Origin of the sequence: Pseudomonas sp. EMN2, from assembly GCF_009650555.1 — a bacterium.
GTDB lineage: Bacteria > Pseudomonadota > Gammaproteobacteria > Pseudomonadales > Pseudomonadaceae > Aquipseudomonas > Aquipseudomonas sichuanensis.
Genome location: NZ_VZZR01000010.1, coordinates 26499 through 42999, shown reverse-complemented (window position 1 = coordinate 42999; position 16501 = coordinate 26499). Strand labels below are relative to the sequence as shown.

Below are 16501 nucleotides of genomic sequence, written 5' to 3'. Positions count from 1 at the left end.
TTCCATTCATGCTCGCAAGATAAGACCGACAAAAACAAAAACGCCGACGCAAGATGCGTCGGCGTTTTTCGTTTCAGGCTTGGCTGATACCGCGTGTCAGAACGCCGGCAGTACCGCGCCCTGGTACTTCTTGGCGATGAACGCCTTCACTTCCGGGCTGGTCAGCGCCTTGGCCAGTTTCTGGATGGCCTCGCTGTCCTTGTTGTCCGGGCGGGCCACCAGGAAGTTCACGTACGGCGAGTCGGCACCCTCGATCACCAGGGCATCCTTGGCCGGGTTCAGGCCGGCTTCCAGGGCGTAGTTGGTGTTGATCATGTCCAGGTCGACCTGGTCCAGCACGCGCGGCAGCATGGCCGATTCCAGCTCGCGGAACTTGAGCTTCTTCGGGTTCTCGGCGATGTCTTTCGGCGTGGCCAGGGCGTTCTTCGGGTCTTTCAGGGTGATCAGCCCAGCCTTCTGCAGCAGGAGCAAGGCGCGGCCGCTGTTGCTGCCTTCGTTGGGGATGGCGACGGTGGCGCCTTCCTTCAGCTCGGCCAGGGACTTGACCTTCTTCGAATAGCCACCGAAGGGTTCGACGTGCACGCCGATCACGGTCTCCAGGTGGGTACCTTTGCCTTCGTTGAAGTTCTGCAGGTAGGGCAGGGTCTGGAAGTAGTTGGCGTCCAGGCGCTTCTGGTCGACCTGCACGTTGGGCTGCACGTAGTCGGTGAACACTTTGATCTGCAGGTCGACGCCTTCTTTGGCCAGGGTCGGCTTGATCAGTTCGAGGATTTCAGCGTGGGGTACCGGCGTGGCGGCGACCACCAGTTTCTCGGCGGCAGAGGCCAGGCCTGCAAACGAAAGGGCGGCGGCCAGGGCGGTGGTCAGCAGGGTCTTTTTCATGGTGATCCTTGTTATCGAGCTGGGCCATCGCAGATGGCTACGTCAGGTGCCCATCCGTTCGGGTGGGCGTGAAACGGACGATACCGGGATTTTTTATTCCGGAACAATATCTTTTATTTAGCTGCTTATTCCAAAATCAAATGGCCATCAATGCCTTTGCTTATGAGGCGTCTGGCACCGCTCCAGGTGCGGGCTCGTCCAACTGCGCCAGGCTGTCGCTCAGCAGCTGGCGCAGGGCTCCGAGGGTCTGCGCCTCGCGGCTGCGGCCCAGCTGCCCGAGCTGGCGGGCCAGGCTGGCCAGCGGGCTGGCATCCGGCAGGTCAAGGTGCTCGGGGAGGATCTCCTCACCGTCGCTGACCAGCAGGGCAAAGTGGATGACGTTCTCCAGCTCGCGGGTATTGCCCGGCCAGGCATGGGCTTCCAGCGCCTGTTGGGCGGCCTCGCTGACCAGGGCCAGCGGCCGGTCCAGGCGCACGCTGTAGATACCGACGAAGTACTCCGCCAACGGCAGGATGTCACCGACCCGCTCGCGCAACGCCGGCAGCTCCAGCTCGCCTTCATGCAGGTAATGGTAGAGCCGCTCGTTGAAACGCCCGGCCTGCACCGCCTTGGCCAGATCGATACTGGAGGCGGCGACCAGGCGCACGTCCACCGGTTGCGGCTGGGCGGCACCGACACGCGTCACTTCGCGGTTTTCCAGCGCCGCCAGCAACTTGCCCTGGATCGTCAGCGGCAGGTCGGCAATCTCGTCCAGGTACAAGGTGCCGCCGTTGGCCGAGCCGAACCAGCCGGCGCGGCTGCTGGCGGTACCGCCCTGGCTACCGGCGCTGTAGCCGAACAGCTCGGCGTCGGCATAGGTCGGGCTGATGGCGGCGCAGTTGACCGAGACGAACAGCCCCGCGCGATCACTGGCGCGGTGAATCTGCCGCGCCAGCAGCTCCTTGCCGGTGCCGGTCTCGCCACGGATCAATACCGGCAGCGGTTGCGGTGCAAGGCGTTCGAGGGCCTGACGCAGCGCCTGTGAGCGCGGGTCGACGAACACCAGCGCCTTGGCGCGGATACTCAGCGGGCTCTTGTCCAGTTCAGGGAAGGTCAGCAGTGGCTGGCCGAAAGGGGTGTGAAAAGTCATGGAAAACTCCCGCCCCGGAAGCATGCAGCCGGGGCTCAAGGCATTCGTGGAACGGCCGGCGGATCAGGCGCGCCGCAGCGCACGCTGGTCGATCCGGGCCTGCAGGCGGAACAGGTAGGCGAAGCCCTGTTCCCAACGCTCGTGGCCAGACTTGACGTTGATATGCCCGGCATTGGCCAGCAGCCCCGCCTCGGCATCCCAGGCGCGCGCCAGGTGCAGGGCCCGTGGCACGCTCACCGCCGGGTCGTTGTCAGAGCTGACCACCTGGCTTGGGAATGGCAGCGCCTGCAACGGGATCGGTGCGAAGTTGCGCAAGGCCGGCGCGCAGTTGGGCCGCTCGACATCGGCCGGCGCCACCAGCAGCGCGCCACGCACCCGACGCAGCAGGCTCGGGCTGGCCTGGGCGGCCCAGTGGGCGACCGTGATGCAACCCAGGCTGTGGGCAATCAGAATCACCGGCGAGCATTCGGCGGCGATCGCCTGCTCCAGTGCCTGCACCCAATCGCGCCGCTGCGGGGTGAGCCAGTCCTGCTGCTCGACCCGGGCGCTGTTGGGCAGGCTGCGCTGCCAGTGACTCTGCCAATGGTTGTCTGGCGATCCTTGCCAGCCCGGCACAATCAGGTAACGAATCGACTCATTGCGCATGGGGACGCCTCCGAAAGTTTGCGTGCTTGGGGTGCAAGTATAAGGAGGCAGTTATATCCGTAAAGGAATAAGAAGCTATTTATTAATAACCAAAATCATGAGCCAGTGAACGACGCCCATAAAAAAGGGCCGTCGAAACGGCCCAAAATCCCTACTATGGCTAAGAGCATTACAACGAGGATTCGTTTAACGATTGGGTTGCGGCGTCAGGCGCAGATAAGGTTTCACCGCCCGATAACCTTTCGGGAAGCGCTGCTTGATTTCGTCCTCGTCCTTGAGCGACGGCACGATCACCACCTCATCACCGTCCTGCCAGTTGGCGGGGGTGGCGACCTTGTGGTTGTCGGTCAGTTGCAGCGAGTCGATCACCCGCAGGATCTCGTTGAAGTTGCGCCCGGTACTGGCCGGATAGGTGATGGTCAGGCGCACCTTCTTGTTCGGGTCGATGACGAACAGCGAGCGCACCGTGAGGGTGTCGCTGGCGTTGGGGTGGATCAGGTCGTACAGGTCGGACACCTTGCGGTCGGCATCGGCGATGATCGGGAAATTGACCACGGTGTTCTGGGTTTCGTTGATGTCATCGATCCAGCGGTGGTGCGAGTCGACCGGGTCCACCGACAGGGCGATGGCCTTGACCCCACGCTGGGCGAAATCATCCTTGAGCTTGGCAGTCAGGCCCAGCTCGGTGGTGCATACCGGGGTGAAGTCGGCCGGGTGGGAGAACAGCACGCCCCAGCTGTTGCCCAGCCATTCGTGGAAGCGGATCTTGCCGGCGCTGGAATCCTGTTCGAAATCGGGGGCGATGTCGCCGAGTTTGAGGCTCATGGAAGCGGCTCCTGTGCTGTGTCTGGCCTGGATGGGTTCAATGTGCCTGCTTCCGAATAAAAATAAAAAGAATAAATATCGATTTATTTATAACCAGAACGCATACGAAATGGCAGGCACAAAAAAGCCTCGCACTAGGCGAGGCTTCTTGTTTTGCAGCTACGACTTACATGAAGGCGTAAGTGTAGTTGACGATGAAGCGAGTCTGATCCTGGTCGGCGCTGCTTTCGTTGCCTTCACCACGGTACACGCCTTGACGCAGGCTGAAGCCCAGGCCTTTGAGGGTGCCTTGCTGGATGGTGTAGTCGACGCGAGCGTCACGCTCCCACTCGTCGTAGGTGCCGTGGCCCGACTTGTAGCGGACATCGTCACCACGCAGGTAAGCGACCGATGCCTTCAGGCCGGGTACGCCCAGCGCAGCGAAGTCATAGGAGTACTGACCGAAGTTGGTGTTCTCGCCAGCACGGGCGAACTGGTTGATCATGCTGTCGGTGAACAGGTAGAAGCTCGAGCCGCCGGCGCCTTCAGGACGGTTGTTGCCGTCGCGCACAGCGCCCTGGTTCAGCCAGACGAAACCACCGTCGTCGCCGACTTGCTGGCGACCCAGCATGAGCGCGTGGCCGCCCAGGGTGTAGGTGAACATGGCGGACCAGGTCTTGTTGTCGACCTTGCCGGTGTTCTTGGCGTAGCCGCCGTTGTTATCGAAGCCGTAGATGCCGACGTCGCCGTTCTTGCCGTCGCTGCTGCTGTCGAAGTAGCGCAGGTCAGTCTTGAACGATTGGTTGTCAGCGATCTTGAAGACGTGGGTCGCACCGAGGAAGTGCTGCTTGTAGAAGTCTTCCAGGTTCGAGTAGTAGTACTGCAGGGTCAGGTCTGGAGTGAGCTTGTAGTCCAGACCGCCGAAGCGGAATTTGTTGCTGTCGGCGAAGGCGCCGGAGACGGACAGACCGGTACGGTTGCTCGAAGCACGGCCCATGGCGTGGGTCAGCTGACCGGCGTTGATGGTCAGGTTGTCGATTTCCTTCGAGGTGACGGTGCCACCTTCGAAGGTCTGCGGCAGCAGACGGCCATCGTTGGCGACCAGGATCGGCAGGTTAGGTGCCAGCGCGCTACCGAAGTGCGCTTCGGTCTTGGAGAAGCGAGCCTTGGCATTGGCACCGACACGTGCCCACTGGCTTACCGAGGAGCCATCGCTGTCGTCTGGGAGGAAGCCAGCCTTGTGGTAGCCCTTGCCGCCATCCAGGTGGATACCCCACACGGCCTGGGCATCGACACCGAAGCCTACGGTACCTTCAGTGAAGCCGGAGATGTAGTCGAGCTTGAAACCTTGACCGGTTTCACGCTGATCCGGGCGCTGGCCGGGCAGACGAGTCGCGGTAGCCGGAGTGCCGTGCGCTTCGCGGTTGTTGTTGTCGAAATACATGGTGCGCGAGCTCAAGGACACTTTGCTGTCCTCGATGAAACCTGCAGCGCCTGCTTGTTGGGCGAGAACCCCCAGTGCCACGGCCAGGGCCAGGCTGGACTTGTACATGTTTTGCTCCTCTACGTTCTAATTTTTGTGCGTCACAAGCGGCGGGATCTTTTGCCCCACTCGCCCGGGATTGGCGATTTAGCACCAATGCGTGACCGCCAAGTCAATGCTCAACGATCGATTCGCGACTTTGGTCTAAGTCGCCGTCCTGCGCTACAGGATAATGACAATCCTATAAATCCAAAATGACCGTTTTATGAATCTGTAAGACTTTTACGGAATAACATTGGAACCTTTACTGCGAAAGGTTGTATCGACGGCGTCAATCATACCTTTAGGTTATGTGCAAACGTTTGGCGACCCCTCTACCACAAGCCCCCCGGCCGGGACCGAAAAAGGCTAGCAGCCCTTTTCCATTCCGCCAGCCTCCGCTCCCCCGCCCTTAAAGCGTTTGGCTCCTAAGCTAATGCAAAAAAGTTATTTATTTCTAATTTCTTAGATCATCTAGTCTTCTCGCCATCCATAACCCAATTGCCTGACGAGAGGTTCACCATGATCCCGCATGCCCCGCTGCGCCTGTTCGCTGCCCTGACCCTCGCCGGCACCAGCTGGCTGGCCCAGGCCGCCGACCTGACCGTCGCCTACCAGACCACCGTCGACCCGGCCAAGGTGGCCCAGGTGGACGGCGACTATGAGAAAGCCAGCAAGGCCAGCATCGACTGGCGCAAATTCGACAACGGCGCCGACGTGATCACCGCAGTGGCCAGCGGCGACGTGCAGATTGGCTACCTCGGCTCCAGCCCCCTGGCCGCCGCCGCCACCCGCAAGCTGCCGGTCGAGACCTTCCTGATCGCCACCCAGATCGGTGCCGGCGAGGCGCTGGTCGCCCGTGACAGCATCAAGACCCCGCAGGACTTGGTGGGCAAGAAAGTCGCCGTGCCGTTCGTTTCCACCGGCCACTACAGCCTGCTGGCCGCGCTCAAGAGCTGGAACATCGACCCCACCAAGGTGCAGATCCTCAACCTGGCGCCGCCGGCAATCATCGCCGCCTGGAAGCGCGGCGACATCGACGCCACCTACGTCTGGGACCCGGCCCTGGGCGTGGCCAAGGAGAACGGCAAGGTGCTGATCACCTCCGGCGAGCTGGCCGAAAAAGGCGCGCCGACCTTCGACGCCTGGATCGTGCGCAAGGACTTCGCCGCCAAGCACCCGGACATCGTCAAGTCGTTCGCCAAGGTGACCCTCGACGCCTATGCCGACTACCGCAAAGACCCGAAAGCCTGGCTGGCCAACCCGGACAACGTCGCCAAGCTGGTCAAGCTGTCAGGGGCCAAAGCGGCGGATATCCCGGTATTGCTGCAAGGCAACGTCTACCCGCTGGCGGACGACCAGGCCAATGCCCTCGGCGCCCCGACCACCCAGGCGCTGACCGACACCGCCACCTTCCTCAAGCAACAAGGCAAGGTCGATGCGGTACTGCCGGACTATTCGCCCTACGTCAGCAAGCAATACCTGCCCAACTAAGACCGGAGCCCGTCATGGCCTTGCTTGAACTGGAGCGCATCAGCGCACAGTACCCCGGCGCCAGCACTCCGGTGCTGGCCGACATCAACCTGAGCCTGGGCCCGCGCCAGCTGCTGGTGGCCCTTGGGCCATCCGGCAGCGGCAAGACCTCGCTGCTCAACCTGATCGCCGGTTTCGTTGCCCCCAGCGCCGGGCGCATCACCCTTGACGGTGCCGCCGTGCAAGGGCCGGGCGCCGACCGTGGCGTAGTGTTCCAGGACGACGCCCTGCTGCCGTGGCAGGACGTGCTGGCCAATGTCGCCTTCGGCCTGCAACTGGCCGGTGTACCCCGTGCGCAGCGTGAGGCCAAGGCCCGCGAGATGCTGGCGCTGGTCGACCTGGCCGGCTTCGGCGACCGGCACATCTGGCAGTTGTCCGGTGGCCAGAAGCAGCGCGTGGGCCTGGCCCGGGCGTTGGCCGCCGACCCTCGGGTGCTGCTGATGGACGAGCCGTTCGGCGCCCTCGACGCCTTCACCCGCGAACAGATGCAGGAGCTGCTGCTGCAGGTCTGGCAGCGCACCGCCAAGCCGGTGTTCCTGATCACCCACGACATCGAAGAAGCGGTGTTCCTGGCCACTGAGCTGGTGCTGCTGGCGCCCAACCCCGGGCGCGTGGTCGAACGCCTGCAGCTGGACTTCGGCCAGCGCTACGCCGCCGGCGAGCCGGCGCGGGCGATCAAGTCCGACCCACGCTTCATCGAAACCCGCGAGCACGTGCTGGCACGGGTGTTCTCGCAACGCGAATCCGCCCGCCGAGAGGAGTCTGCATGAGCAGCCTGGACCTGCCTGTCGCGGCCAAACGTGACGCCAAACCTACCCCTGGCAAAGCCCGCCAGCCCCTTTCCACCCGCTGGATCAGCACCCTGACCCTGGCCACCCTGATGCTGGCCTGGTGGCTGGTGACCGCCGCCGGCTGGGTCGAGCCGCTGTTCCTGCCGCCGCCCGCCGACATCCTGGCCAAGGCCTGGGCCCTGCTCACCCAGGGCTACATGGACGCCAGCCTGTGGCAGCACCTGGGCGCCAGCCTCGGCCGCATCGGCCTGGCGCTGGTGGCCGCGACCCTGACCGCCATCCCGGTCGGCCTGGCCATCGGTTACAACCGCGTGGCCCGCGGCATCCTCGACCCGTTGATCGAGTTCTACCGGCCGATCCCGCCGCTGGCCTACCTGCCATTGATCGTGATCTGGTGCGGCATCGGCGAGCTGTCCAAGGTGCTGCTGATCTACCTGGCGATCTTCGCCCCGATCGCCATCGCCACCGCCACCGGCGTGCGCACCGTCGACCCGACCAAGCTGCGCGCCGCGCAATCTCTCGGCGCGACCAAGGCCCAGCTGATCCGCCACGTGATCCTGCCCAGCGCCCTGCCCGACATCCTCACCGGCGTGCGCATCGGCCTGGGCGTGGGCTGGTCGACCCTGGTCGCCGCCGAGCTGATCGCCGCCACCAGCGGCCTGGGCTTCATGGTGCAGTCGGCGGCGCAGTTCCTGGTGACCGACGTGGTGGTGCTGGGGATCCTGTTGATCGCCCTGATCGCCTTCGCCCTGGAGATGGGCCTGCGCGCCTTGCAACGCAAGTTGGTGCCCTGGCACGGGCAGAGCCATTGATCAATCGCGGGGCAAGCCCGCTCCCACGCGACCCTGCGATCAGACCTACTATCGAGACCGACATGAGCCTGACCATCACCCCTCTCAGCCCGGCCCTGGGCGCGCAGATCAGCGGCGTCGACATCAGCCGCGACATCACCCCGCAACAGCGCGATGCCATCGAGCAGGCGCTGCTCCAGCACCAGGTGCTGTTCTTCCGCGACCAGCCGATCAACCCCGAGCAACAGGCGCGCTTCGCCGCCCGCTTCGGCGACCTGCACATCCACCCGATCTACCCCAACGTGCCGGAAACCCCGCAGGTGCTGATCCTCGACACCGCCGTGACCGACGTACGCGACAACGCCGTGTGGCACACCGACGTGACCTTCCTGCCGACCCCGGCCCTGGGCGCGGTGCTCAGCGCCAAGCAGCTGCCGGCCTACGGTGGCGACACCTTGTGGGCCAGTGGCATTGCCGCATTCGAGGCACTGTCGGCGCCGTTGCGCGCGATGCTCGACGGCCTGACCGCCACCCATGACTTCACCAAATCCTTCCCGCTGGAGCGCTTCGGCACCACGCCGGAGGACCTGGCGCGCTGGGAAGCTACCCGGCGCAACAACCCGCCGCTGTCGCACCCGGTGGTGCGCACCCACCCGGTCAGCGGGCGCAAGGCGCTGTTCGTCAACGAAGGGTTCACCACGCGGATCAACGAGCTGAACGAGTATGAAAGCGAGGCGCTGCTCAAGCTGCTGTTCGCCCATGCGACGCGGCCGGAGTTCAGCATTCGCTGGCGTTGGCAGGAGAACGACGTGGCGTTCTGGGATAACCGCGTGACCCAGCATTTCGCGGTGGATGACTACCGGCCCAATCGGCGGGTGATGCACCGGGCGACCATTCTGGGGGATGCGCCGTTCTGACAGATAGGCTTTGCCAAGCCCATTGCATTCGCGGGTAAACCCGCTCCCACAGGGTTCTGCGCAGTCCCTGTGGGAGCGGGTTTACCCGCGAATAGGCCGGAAAAGCCTACCTCACCAGATGCAGGTACTGCATGTGCCGCTCGTACTGGTCGAGGATGTCGTTGATGATCTGCTCCTTGCTGTAGCCCACCAGGTCGTAGTTCTGGCTGCCCTCGCTCAGGTGCACCTCCGCCCGGTAATAACGGCGGTTCTTCAAGTCCTGGGTACCCAGCCCACCGAGGGCGAACGACGGTGTGAAGTACCCACGCATCTGCACCTGGTAGATGAACGGCTGTTCATCGCCATGGCCGATCTTCAGGCTGACGTTGTCATGGCTCGGGTCGTCCTGGGTAATCAGCACCAGGCCCTTCTGCTCGAACACCTCGCGCACCTCGGCAATCGCCGGGCGCACCACGTCGTCCATGAAGCGGTACACCTCGTCGCGTGACGGGAAATGCACGGCCTGGCTCAGGCGCTGGCGCCAGCCGCCACGGCCGCGCCGCGACTGGGCGAACGGGGCCAGCGAATGCATCTGTGCGATCTGCCGCTGGCTCTCCAGGTAGAAGGCCTTGTGCAGCCCCCACATCATGCACAACAGGATCAGCGAGAACGGCAGCGAGGTCAGCACCACCGCAGACTTGAGCGAGTCGATGCTGCCGGCAAACAGCAGGGCACTGGTGATCAGCGCAGTCATCGCCCCCCAGAAGATCCGCAGCCAGTTCGGCCCGTCTTCGTCGGCACCGCCACCCTTGGCCGACAGCGTCGACAGCACCACGGTGCCGGAGTCGGCCGAGGTGACGAAGAACACGAAGCTGATGAACACCGTCACGGCGATCACCGTCTTGCTCCACGGGTAGGTTTCCAGCAGCAGGTACAGGCTCATCGACGGGTCATCCAGTGCCGACTGGCCCAGCGCGGTCATGCCGTGGTTGATCACCTGGTCCAGCGCGCTGTTGCCGAAGATCGACATCCACGCCAGGGTGAAGCCCAGCGGGATCAGCAGCACGCCGAAGACGAACTCGCGGATGGTGCGCCCGCGCGAAATACGCGCGATGAACAGGCCCACGAACGGCGCCCAGGCAATCCACCAGGCCCAGTAGAACACCGTCCAGCCACCCAGCCAGTCACGGTTTTCACCGTAGGCGTACACGTCGAAACTCTTGCGCGGCAAGGCGCCGAGGTAGTCGCCGAGGTTCTGGATCAGGGTGTTGAACAAGTGCTGGGTGGGCCCGGCGAACAGTACGAACAGCAGCAGCGCGCAGGCCAGGAACAGGTTGATGTCGCTCATCACCCGCACGCCCTTCTCCACCCCGGCGACCGCCACGGCCACCGCCGCGCCCATCATCAGGGTGATCAGCAGCACCTGCACCCACTGGCTGTGGCTGATGCCGAACAGGTAGTCGAGCCCGGCGTTCAGGTGCAGCACGCCGAAGCCCATGTCGGCACCCAGGCCGAACACCGTGGCGATGATGCCGAAGCCGTCCACCGCGTAGCCGATCGGGCCGTTGATGCGCTTGCCGATCAGCGGGTACAGCGCCGACCGCAGCGCCAGCGGCAGGTTGTGGCGGTAGGCGAAGTAGGCCAGCGCCATGCCGACGAAGGCGAACACGCCCCAGCCATGCAGGCCCCAGTGCAGGAACAGGATCTGCATCGCCTGGCGCCCGGCCTCGGCCGTGCCCGCCTCGCCCTGGGGCGGCTGGAGCATGTGGGTCAGGGGTTCGGAGACACAGAAGAAGAACAGCGTGATGCTGATGCCGGCGGCGAACAGCATGCCCGCCCAGGACAGGTAGCTGAACTCGGGTTCGTCGTGATCGGCGCCGAGCTTGATCTTGCCGTAGCCGGACACCGCAGTGACCACCACGAACACCAGGTACAGGGTCATGGCCAGCATGTAGTACCAGCCGACGGTGTTGGCCGCCCAGTTCTGCGCCGCCAGCAACCACTCGCCGGCCGCTTGCGGCATGGCGATGACCACCAGGCCGAACAACAGGATGAAACTTGCCGCGAAGTAGAAAACCGGGGGGTTCATGCGGATCTTGCCGTTGGCAAGGCCAGGCGTTGGTGCACTCATCGGGCGTGCACCTCGTCAAAGGACGTGAGGTTCGGATTGTACGGGTTCAGCAAAGGAATCCTCCTGTTGAACACCGGCAATGGACCAGCGTTTTACATTGAACAAGCGTTCAAGTTAAACATGGATCGGATTTCAATGCGACCCGATGCCGCTGGGTGGGGCCTGTGTGAGGGACATCGTGGGAGCGGGCTTGCCCCGCGATTGCAGTGTCCGGCCCACCTTTGCAATCGCGGGGCAAGCCCGCTCCCACGCGCCTTACAGCACGCGCCATACACACGATGTTAGAGGGCCTTCTTGCCCTCGCAATCCAACTGCAAATTAGCCTGGGTAATGTTGCTCTCGGCCGGCACGCTGCGGGTCAGCCACACGTTGCCGCCAATGGTCGAGCCCTTGCCGATGGTGATGCGCCCCAGAATGGTCGCCCCGGCATAGATCACCACGTCGTCCTCGACGATCGGGTGGCGCGCCAGGCCTTTGTGCAGGGTGCCCGACTCGTCGCTGGGGAAGCGCTTGGCCCCCAGGGTTACCGCCTGGTAGATGCGCACCCGCTCGCCGATGATCGCTGTCTCGCCGATGACCACGCCGGTGCCGTGGTCGATGAAGAAGCTCGGGCCGATCTGCGCACCGGGGTGAATGTCGATGCCGGTGGCCGAGTGCGCCAGCTCCGAGCTGATCCGCGCCAGCAGCGGCAAGCCGGCCCGGTACAGGTGATGGGCCAGGCGGTGGTGGATGATCGCCAGGATGCCTGGGTAGCACAGCAGCACCTCGTCGACGCTGCGCGCCGCCGGATCACCGTGGTAGGCGGCCAGCACATCGGTGTCGAGCAGCACGCGCAGGGCCGGCAGGGCGGCGGCGAAGTCCTGGACCAGGCGCAGGGCATGGGCGTCGACGTCGGTGACATCGGTCTTGCCGTGGCGCGCCGCGTAACGCAGTTCCAGGCGAGCCTGGGCCAGCAGCGCGGTCAGCGCGGCGTCGAGGGTATGGCCGACGTAGAAGTCCTCGCTTTCCTCGCGCAGGTCCACCGGGCCCAGGCGCATGGGGAACAGCGCGCCGCACAGCTGCTCGAGGATCTGGTGCAGCGCCTCGCGCGACGGCAGCTCGCGGCCGCCCTGCTCGCCGCTGCTGCGGCCGTTGCTGCTGCGCCATTGCTCACGGGCGCTGCGCAGGCCGGTGACGATGCCCTGCAGTTGCCAATGGGCTGTTGATGGTTGTTCGCTCACGGTGGATCTCCTGCCAGGCCTTGTGCTGATGCTTGGATTTTTCTGGCGTGGGAGCGGGCTTGCCCCGCGATGGTGCTATCGCGGGGCAAGCCCGCTCCCACGAGTGGATCAACGATACGTCAAATCCCCCCCTTGGAAAAAACAACGCTTTATTCCATCCTGCGCTAAGTCAGGCATAAGCAACGCTGACGGGGTGTCCATTCGTGGCTACCCTCAACCCTGCCATGGGATGGCAATTTGCACGCATGGAATAACAACCGGATTTTTTATTATTTCCAGGCCTATACAGCCCAGCTTTATATTTGCCACCCACTACTTCCACAACAAGCGCGGGGCCACACATGTCCAAATTCGCCAAACCCCTTCTCAATGCCAGCCTGGCGCTGCTGCTCGGCGCCGGCCTGCTCGGCCAGGCTTTCGCCGGCGAGCAACTGAAGACCATCCAGGAAAAAGGCGTGATCAACGTCGGCCTGGAAGGCACCTACCCGCCCTTCAGCTTCCAGGATGAAAACGGCAAGCTGGCCGGCTTCGAAGTGGAGCTGTCGGAACTGCTGGCCAAAGAGCTGGGGGTCAAGGCCAAGGTACAGCCGACCAAATGGGACGGCATCCTCGCCGCGCTGGAGTCCAAACGTTTGGACGTGGTGATCAACCAGGTGACCATCTCCGAAGAGCGCAAGAAGAAGTACGACTTCTCCGAGCCTTACACCGTCTCGGGCATCCAGGCCCTGGTGCTCAAGGGCAGCGACAACGAGAAGACCATCAAGACCGCCGCAGACCTCGGTGGCAAGAAGGTCGGCGTCGGCCTGGGCACCAACTACGAGCAATGGGTGAAACAGGACGTGCCGACAGCCGATGTCCGCACCTACGAAGATGACCCGACCAAATTCGCCGACCTGCGCAACGGCCGTATCGACGCCATCCTGATCGACCGCCTGGCCGCACTCGAGTACGTCCAGAAAACCGCCAAGGACAAGAAACCGACCGCGCTCGCCGGCGAAAAATTCTCCAAGCTGGAATCGGGCGTGGCCCTGCGCAAGGGTGAACCCGAGCTGCTGGCCGCACTCAACAAGGCCATCGACAAGCTGAAGGCTGACGGCACCCTGGCCAAGCTGTCCGAGAAATACTTCGGTGCCGATGTCACCAAATGATTGCTGAAAGCCTGCAACTCGTTGCCGACTCCACGCCCTTCCTGCTGAAGGGCGCTGGCTACACGGTGCTGCTGAGTGTCGGCGGCATGTTCTTCGGCCTGGTGCTGGGCTTTGCCCTGGCACTGATGCGCCTGTCGAAGATCCTGCCGCTGGACTGGCTGGCACGCATCTACGTCTCGTTCTTCCGTGGCACGCCGCTGCTGGTGCAGCTATTCGTGATCTATTTCGGGTTGCCGCAGATCGGTATCGAGCTCGACCCGATCCCGGCCTCGCTGATCGGTCTGTCGCTGAACATGGCGGCGTACATCTGCGAAATCCTGCGTGCGGCGATCTCTTCGATCGACCGTGGCCAGTGGGAGGCCGCGGCCTCCATCGGCATGACCCGCACCCAGGCCATGCGCCGGGCGATCCTGCCGCAGGCGCTGCGCACCGCGCTGCCGCCGCTGGGCAACAGTTTCATCTCGCTAGTCAAGGACACCGCCCTGGCGGCGACCATCCAGGTGCCCGAACTGTTCCGTCAGGCACAGCTGATCACGGCCCGGACCTTCGAAGTGTTCACCATGTACCTGGCGGTTGCGGTGATCTACTGGATCCTCTGCAGCATCCTCGCGCACTTCCAGAACCGCATGGAAGCGCGGGTCAACCAGCACGACCAGGAGCACTGACGATGATCGTAGTAGAAGGCCTGACCAAGCGGTTCAAGGGCCAGACCGTGCTCAACGGCATCGACCTCACCGTACAACCGGGCGAAGTGGTGGCCATCATCGGCCCCAGCGGCTCGGGCAAGACCACCTTCCTGCGCTGCCTCAACCTGCTGGAAACGCCCGACGCCGGGCGCATCCAGATCGGCGATATCAGCATCGATGCCAACCGCCCCCTGGGCGGCCAGCAAAGCGCGATTCGCCGCCTGCGCCAGCAGGCCGGGTTCGTGTTCCAGAACTTCAACCTGTTCCCTCACCGCACCGCGCTGGACAACGTCATCGAAGGACCGGTGATCGTCAAGAAGACCCCTCGCGACAAGGCCATCGAACTGGGCAAGCGCCTGCTGGCCAAGGTGGGTCTGGCCGGCAAGGAAGATGCCTACCCCCGGCGCCTGTCCGGTGGCCAGCAGCAACGGGTGGCCATTGCCCGTGCACTGGCCATGGAGCCGGAGGTGATCCTGTTCGACGAGCCCACCTCGGCGCTCGACCCCGAACTGGTGGGTGAAGTGCTGGAGACCATCCGCGGCCTGGCCGAGGAAAAGCGCACCATGATCATCGTCACCCACGAGATGAGCTTTGCCCGCGATGTCGCCAACCGGGTGATCTTCTTCGACAAGGGCGTGATCGTGGAGCAGGGTGAGGCCAAGGCGCTGTTCGCCAACCCCAAAGAGGAGCGTACGCGGCAGTTCTTGCGCAAGTTCCTCGGCACCACTGCCGCGCAAGACTGATCCACCGCAATCGCGGGGCAAGCCCGCTCCCACGCTGATTTGCATGGCGTGGGAGCGGGCTTGCCCCGCGATTTTTTTTGACCCTTGAGTTCTTCTATTGATATTCCCAAACGTTAGTTCATAAAGAATTTACAAACGATTAGGGTATATAAACCGGACTACCGGACCAGCAAACGTCTGCCGACCTCACCCCGAGGCGGCACAGTCAACTTTTGTGAGGTAAGGAATGGTCAGGATCACAATCACCCCAGTGGCCAACGCCAGGGCATTGAGTGCAGCCAAGGAGCGGCACTGATGTCCAGCCAGCCAACTACCCAATCGCACAGCGACACCGACAGCTCGCCCCTGCTGCTGCCCGCCAAGGTGCTGCAGAGCGACCAGGAGGCCCTGCAGGCCGCCCGTGAACTGGCCGAAGTGGCCCGCCACAACGCCGCCAGCCGCGACCAGCAACGCAAGCTGCCGTGGGCCGAAATCGAACAGTTCACCCGCAGCGGCCTGGGCAGCATCAGCATTCCCAAGGCCTACGGCGGCCCGGAAGTGTCGTTCGTGACCATCGCCGAAGTGTTCCGCCTGATAAGCGCCGCCGACCCTGCGCTGGGGCAAATCCCGCAGAACCAGTTCGGCATTCTGCAACTGGTGCGCCTGACCGCCACCGAGGCGCAGAAACAGCGGATCTTCCGCGCCGTGCTCGACGGCTGGCGCATCGGCAATGCCGGGCCGGAGCGCGGCACCAAGGACACCCTGACGCTCAAGGCGCGCATCACCCGCAAGGGCGATGACTTCAGCATCAGCGGCGAAAAGTTCTACTCCACCGGCGCCCTGTACGCCCACTGGGTGGCGGTCAAGGCATTGGACGACGAAGGCCGCCAGCGCCTGGCGTTCGTGCGCCGTGGCAGCCGTGGCCTGCGCATCATCGACGACTGGTCGGGCTTTGGCCAACGCACCACCGCCAGCGGCACCGTGCTGCTGGACCAGGTGCCGGTGGACGCCGACCTGGTTGTGGATAACTGGCGCCAGCGCGATGTACCGAACATCCAGGGCGCGGCCTCGCAACTGATCCAGGCGGCCATCGACGCCGGTATCGCCGAAGCGGCCATTGAGGACGCGATCACCTTCGTGCGCGAGAAGTCGCGGCCGTGGATCGAAGCCAAGGTAGAGCGCAACAGCGACGACCCTTATGTGATCGCCGACATCGGCCGCCTGAAGCTCGACCTGCATGCCGCCGAAGCGCTGCTGCGCAGGGCCGCCAAGGTGCTCGACGAAGTCAACGCCGGCCCTGTCGACGATGCCGCTGCCGCGCGGGCCTCGATCGCGGTGGCCGAGGCCAAGGTGCTCACCACCGAGATCTCGCTGCAGGCCAGCGAGAAGCTGTTCGAGCTGGCCGGCAGCCGCGCGAGTCTGGCCGAGTACAACCTCGACCGGCACTGGCGCAACGCCCGGGTGCACACCCTGCACGACCCGGTGCGCTGGAAGTACCACGCGGTCGGCGCCTACTACCTCAACGGCAGCCTGCCAGCCCGCCATTCCTGGATCTGATTTTCGGCCCATCGCGGGGCAAGCCCGCTCCCACGGTTCAGATG

The 16501-nt window shown here is 63.9% G+C and carries 15 protein-coding genes; 8 read left to right on the top strand and 7 right to left on the bottom strand.

The window, feature by feature from the left end:
- Positions 1–96 precede the first annotated feature (96 nt).
- The 5 genes from F6X61_RS03780 to F6X61_RS03760 form a co-directional block, all read right to left on the bottom strand.
- A complete protein-coding gene (locus F6X61_RS03780) occupies positions 97–882 on the bottom strand; it encodes a MetQ/NlpA family ABC transporter substrate-binding protein (protein ID WP_110992090.1) in 786 nt (261 codons plus the stop codon).
- Between the two features lie 160 nt (positions 883–1042).
- A complete protein-coding gene (locus tag F6X61_RS03775) occupies positions 1043–2011 on the bottom strand; it encodes a sigma 54-interacting transcriptional regulator (RefSeq protein WP_153785471.1) in 969 nt (322 codons plus the stop codon).
- Between the two features lie 63 nt (positions 2012–2074).
- Positions 2075–2656 carry an alpha/beta hydrolase gene (locus F6X61_RS03770; protein WP_153785470.1) on the bottom strand — a complete coding sequence of 194 codons (582 nt, stop codon included), beginning with the start codon at positions 2654–2656 and terminating at the stop codon, positions 2075–2077.
- 186 nt (positions 2657–2842) lie between these two features.
- Positions 2843–3481 (bottom strand): peroxiredoxin, encoded by a 639-nt coding sequence (locus F6X61_RS03765; protein WP_110992087.1) that lies wholly within the window; start codon positions 3479–3481, stop codon positions 2843–2845.
- 166 nt (positions 3482–3647) lie between these two features.
- Positions 3648–5012 carry an OprD family porin gene (locus tag F6X61_RS03760; RefSeq protein WP_153785469.1) on the bottom strand — a complete coding sequence of 455 codons (1365 nt, stop codon included), beginning with the start codon at positions 5010–5012 and terminating at the stop codon, positions 3648–3650.
- Between the two features lie 492 nt (positions 5013–5504).
- Here F6X61_RS03760 and tauA point away from each other — a divergent pair, with 492 nt between their 5' ends.
- From tauA to tauD, 4 genes are all read left to right on the top strand, one after another.
- A complete protein-coding gene (gene tauA / locus F6X61_RS03755; RefSeq protein WP_125465987.1) occupies positions 5505–6476 on the top strand; it encodes a taurine ABC transporter substrate-binding protein in 972 nt (323 codons plus the stop codon).
- Positions 6477–6490: 14 nt separating this feature from the next.
- Entirely contained in the window at positions 6491–7285 is a 795-nt protein-coding gene (gene tauB, locus F6X61_RS03750; protein WP_153785468.1) for a taurine ABC transporter ATP-binding subunit, read from the top strand.
- Complete coding sequence (gene tauC, locus F6X61_RS03745) at positions 7282–8118, top strand: taurine ABC transporter permease TauC (protein ID WP_153785467.1); 837 nt, start codon at positions 7282–7284, stop codon at positions 8116–8118. Before tauB ends, tauC begins: the two co-directional genes overlap by 4 nt.
- A gap of 62 nt (positions 8119–8180) precedes the next feature.
- Positions 8181–9014 (top strand): taurine dioxygenase, encoded by an 834-nt coding sequence (gene tauD / locus F6X61_RS03740; protein WP_153785466.1) that lies wholly within the window; start codon positions 8181–8183, stop codon positions 9012–9014.
- 106 nt (positions 9015–9120) lie between these two features.
- On the opposite strand, the gene betT is transcribed toward tauD, so the two are convergent.
- Together betT and epsC are read right to left on the bottom strand one after the other, a co-directional pair.
- A complete protein-coding gene (betT, locus tag F6X61_RS03735) occupies positions 9121–11082 on the bottom strand; it encodes a choline transporter BetT (RefSeq protein ID WP_178125761.1) in 1962 nt (653 codons plus the stop codon).
- 323 nt (positions 11083–11405) lie between these two features.
- Positions 11406–12344, bottom strand: coding sequence for a serine O-acetyltransferase EpsC (gene epsC, locus F6X61_RS03730; RefSeq protein ID WP_153785464.1), 939 nt, complete (start codon positions 12342–12344; stop codon positions 11406–11408).
- Positions 12345–12685: 341 nt separating this feature from the next.
- Here epsC and tcyJ point away from each other — a divergent pair, with 341 nt between their 5' ends.
- From tcyJ to F6X61_RS03710, 4 genes are all read left to right on the top strand, one after another.
- Complete coding sequence (gene tcyJ / locus F6X61_RS03725; RefSeq protein WP_153785463.1) at positions 12686–13492, top strand: cystine ABC transporter substrate-binding protein; 807 nt, start codon at positions 12686–12688, stop codon at positions 13490–13492.
- Entirely contained in the window at positions 13489–14157 is a 669-nt protein-coding gene (gene tcyL / locus F6X61_RS03720) for a cystine ABC transporter permease (RefSeq protein ID WP_153785462.1), read from the top strand. The genes tcyJ and tcyL overlap by 4 nt, the downstream gene beginning before the upstream one ends.
- A gap of 2 nt (positions 14158–14159) precedes the next feature.
- Positions 14160–14921, top strand: coding sequence for an L-cystine ABC transporter ATP-binding protein TcyN (gene tcyN / locus F6X61_RS03715; RefSeq protein WP_153785461.1), 762 nt, complete (start codon positions 14160–14162; stop codon positions 14919–14921).
- Between the two features lie 294 nt (positions 14922–15215).
- A complete protein-coding gene (locus tag F6X61_RS03710) occupies positions 15216–16457 on the top strand; it encodes an SfnB family sulfur acquisition oxidoreductase (protein WP_153785460.1) in 1242 nt (413 codons plus the stop codon).
- The last annotated feature ends 44 nt before the right edge of the window (positions 16458–16501 follow it).

Excerpts from the sequence above, each read along its gene's own strand:
- F6X61_RS03780 (WP_110992090.1), bottom strand. The coding sequence starts at position 882 with ATGAAAAAGACCCTGCTGACCACCGCCCTGGCCGCCGCCCTTTCGTTT.
- F6X61_RS03775 (WP_153785471.1), bottom strand. The coding sequence starts at position 2,011 with ATGACTTTTCACACCCCTTTCGGCCAGCCACTGCTGACCTTCCCTGAA.
- F6X61_RS03770 (WP_153785470.1), bottom strand. The coding sequence starts at position 2,656 with ATGCGCAATGAGTCGATTCGTTACCTGATTGTGCCGGGCTGGCAAGGA.
- F6X61_RS03765 (WP_110992087.1), bottom strand. The coding sequence starts at position 3,481 with ATGAGCCTCAAACTCGGCGACATCGCCCCCGATTTCGAACAGGATTCC.
- F6X61_RS03760 (WP_153785469.1), bottom strand. The coding sequence starts at position 5,012 with ATGTACAAGTCCAGCCTGGCCCTGGCCGTGGCACTGGGGGTTCTCGCC.
- tauA (WP_125465987.1), top strand. The coding sequence starts at position 5,505 with ATGATCCCGCATGCCCCGCTGCGCCTGTTCGCTGCCCTGACCCTCGCC.
- tauB (WP_153785468.1), top strand. The coding sequence starts at position 6,491 with ATGGCCTTGCTTGAACTGGAGCGCATCAGCGCACAGTACCCCGGCGCC.
- tauC (WP_153785467.1), top strand. The coding sequence starts at position 7,282 with ATGAGCAGCCTGGACCTGCCTGTCGCGGCCAAACGTGACGCCAAACCT.
- tauD (WP_153785466.1), top strand. The coding sequence starts at position 8,181 with ATGAGCCTGACCATCACCCCTCTCAGCCCGGCCCTGGGCGCGCAGATC.
- betT (WP_178125761.1), bottom strand. The coding sequence starts at position 11,082 with ATGAACCCCCCGGTTTTCTACTTCGCGGCAAGTTTCATCCTGTTGTTC.
- tcyJ (WP_153785463.1), top strand. The coding sequence starts at position 12,686 with ATGTCCAAATTCGCCAAACCCCTTCTCAATGCCAGCCTGGCGCTGCTG.
- tcyL (WP_153785462.1), top strand. The coding sequence starts at position 13,489 with ATGATTGCTGAAAGCCTGCAACTCGTTGCCGACTCCACGCCCTTCCTG.
- tcyN (WP_153785461.1), top strand. The coding sequence starts at position 14,160 with ATGATCGTAGTAGAAGGCCTGACCAAGCGGTTCAAGGGCCAGACCGTG.
- F6X61_RS03710 (WP_153785460.1), top strand. The coding sequence starts at position 15,216 with ATGTCCAGCCAGCCAACTACCCAATCGCACAGCGACACCGACAGCTCG.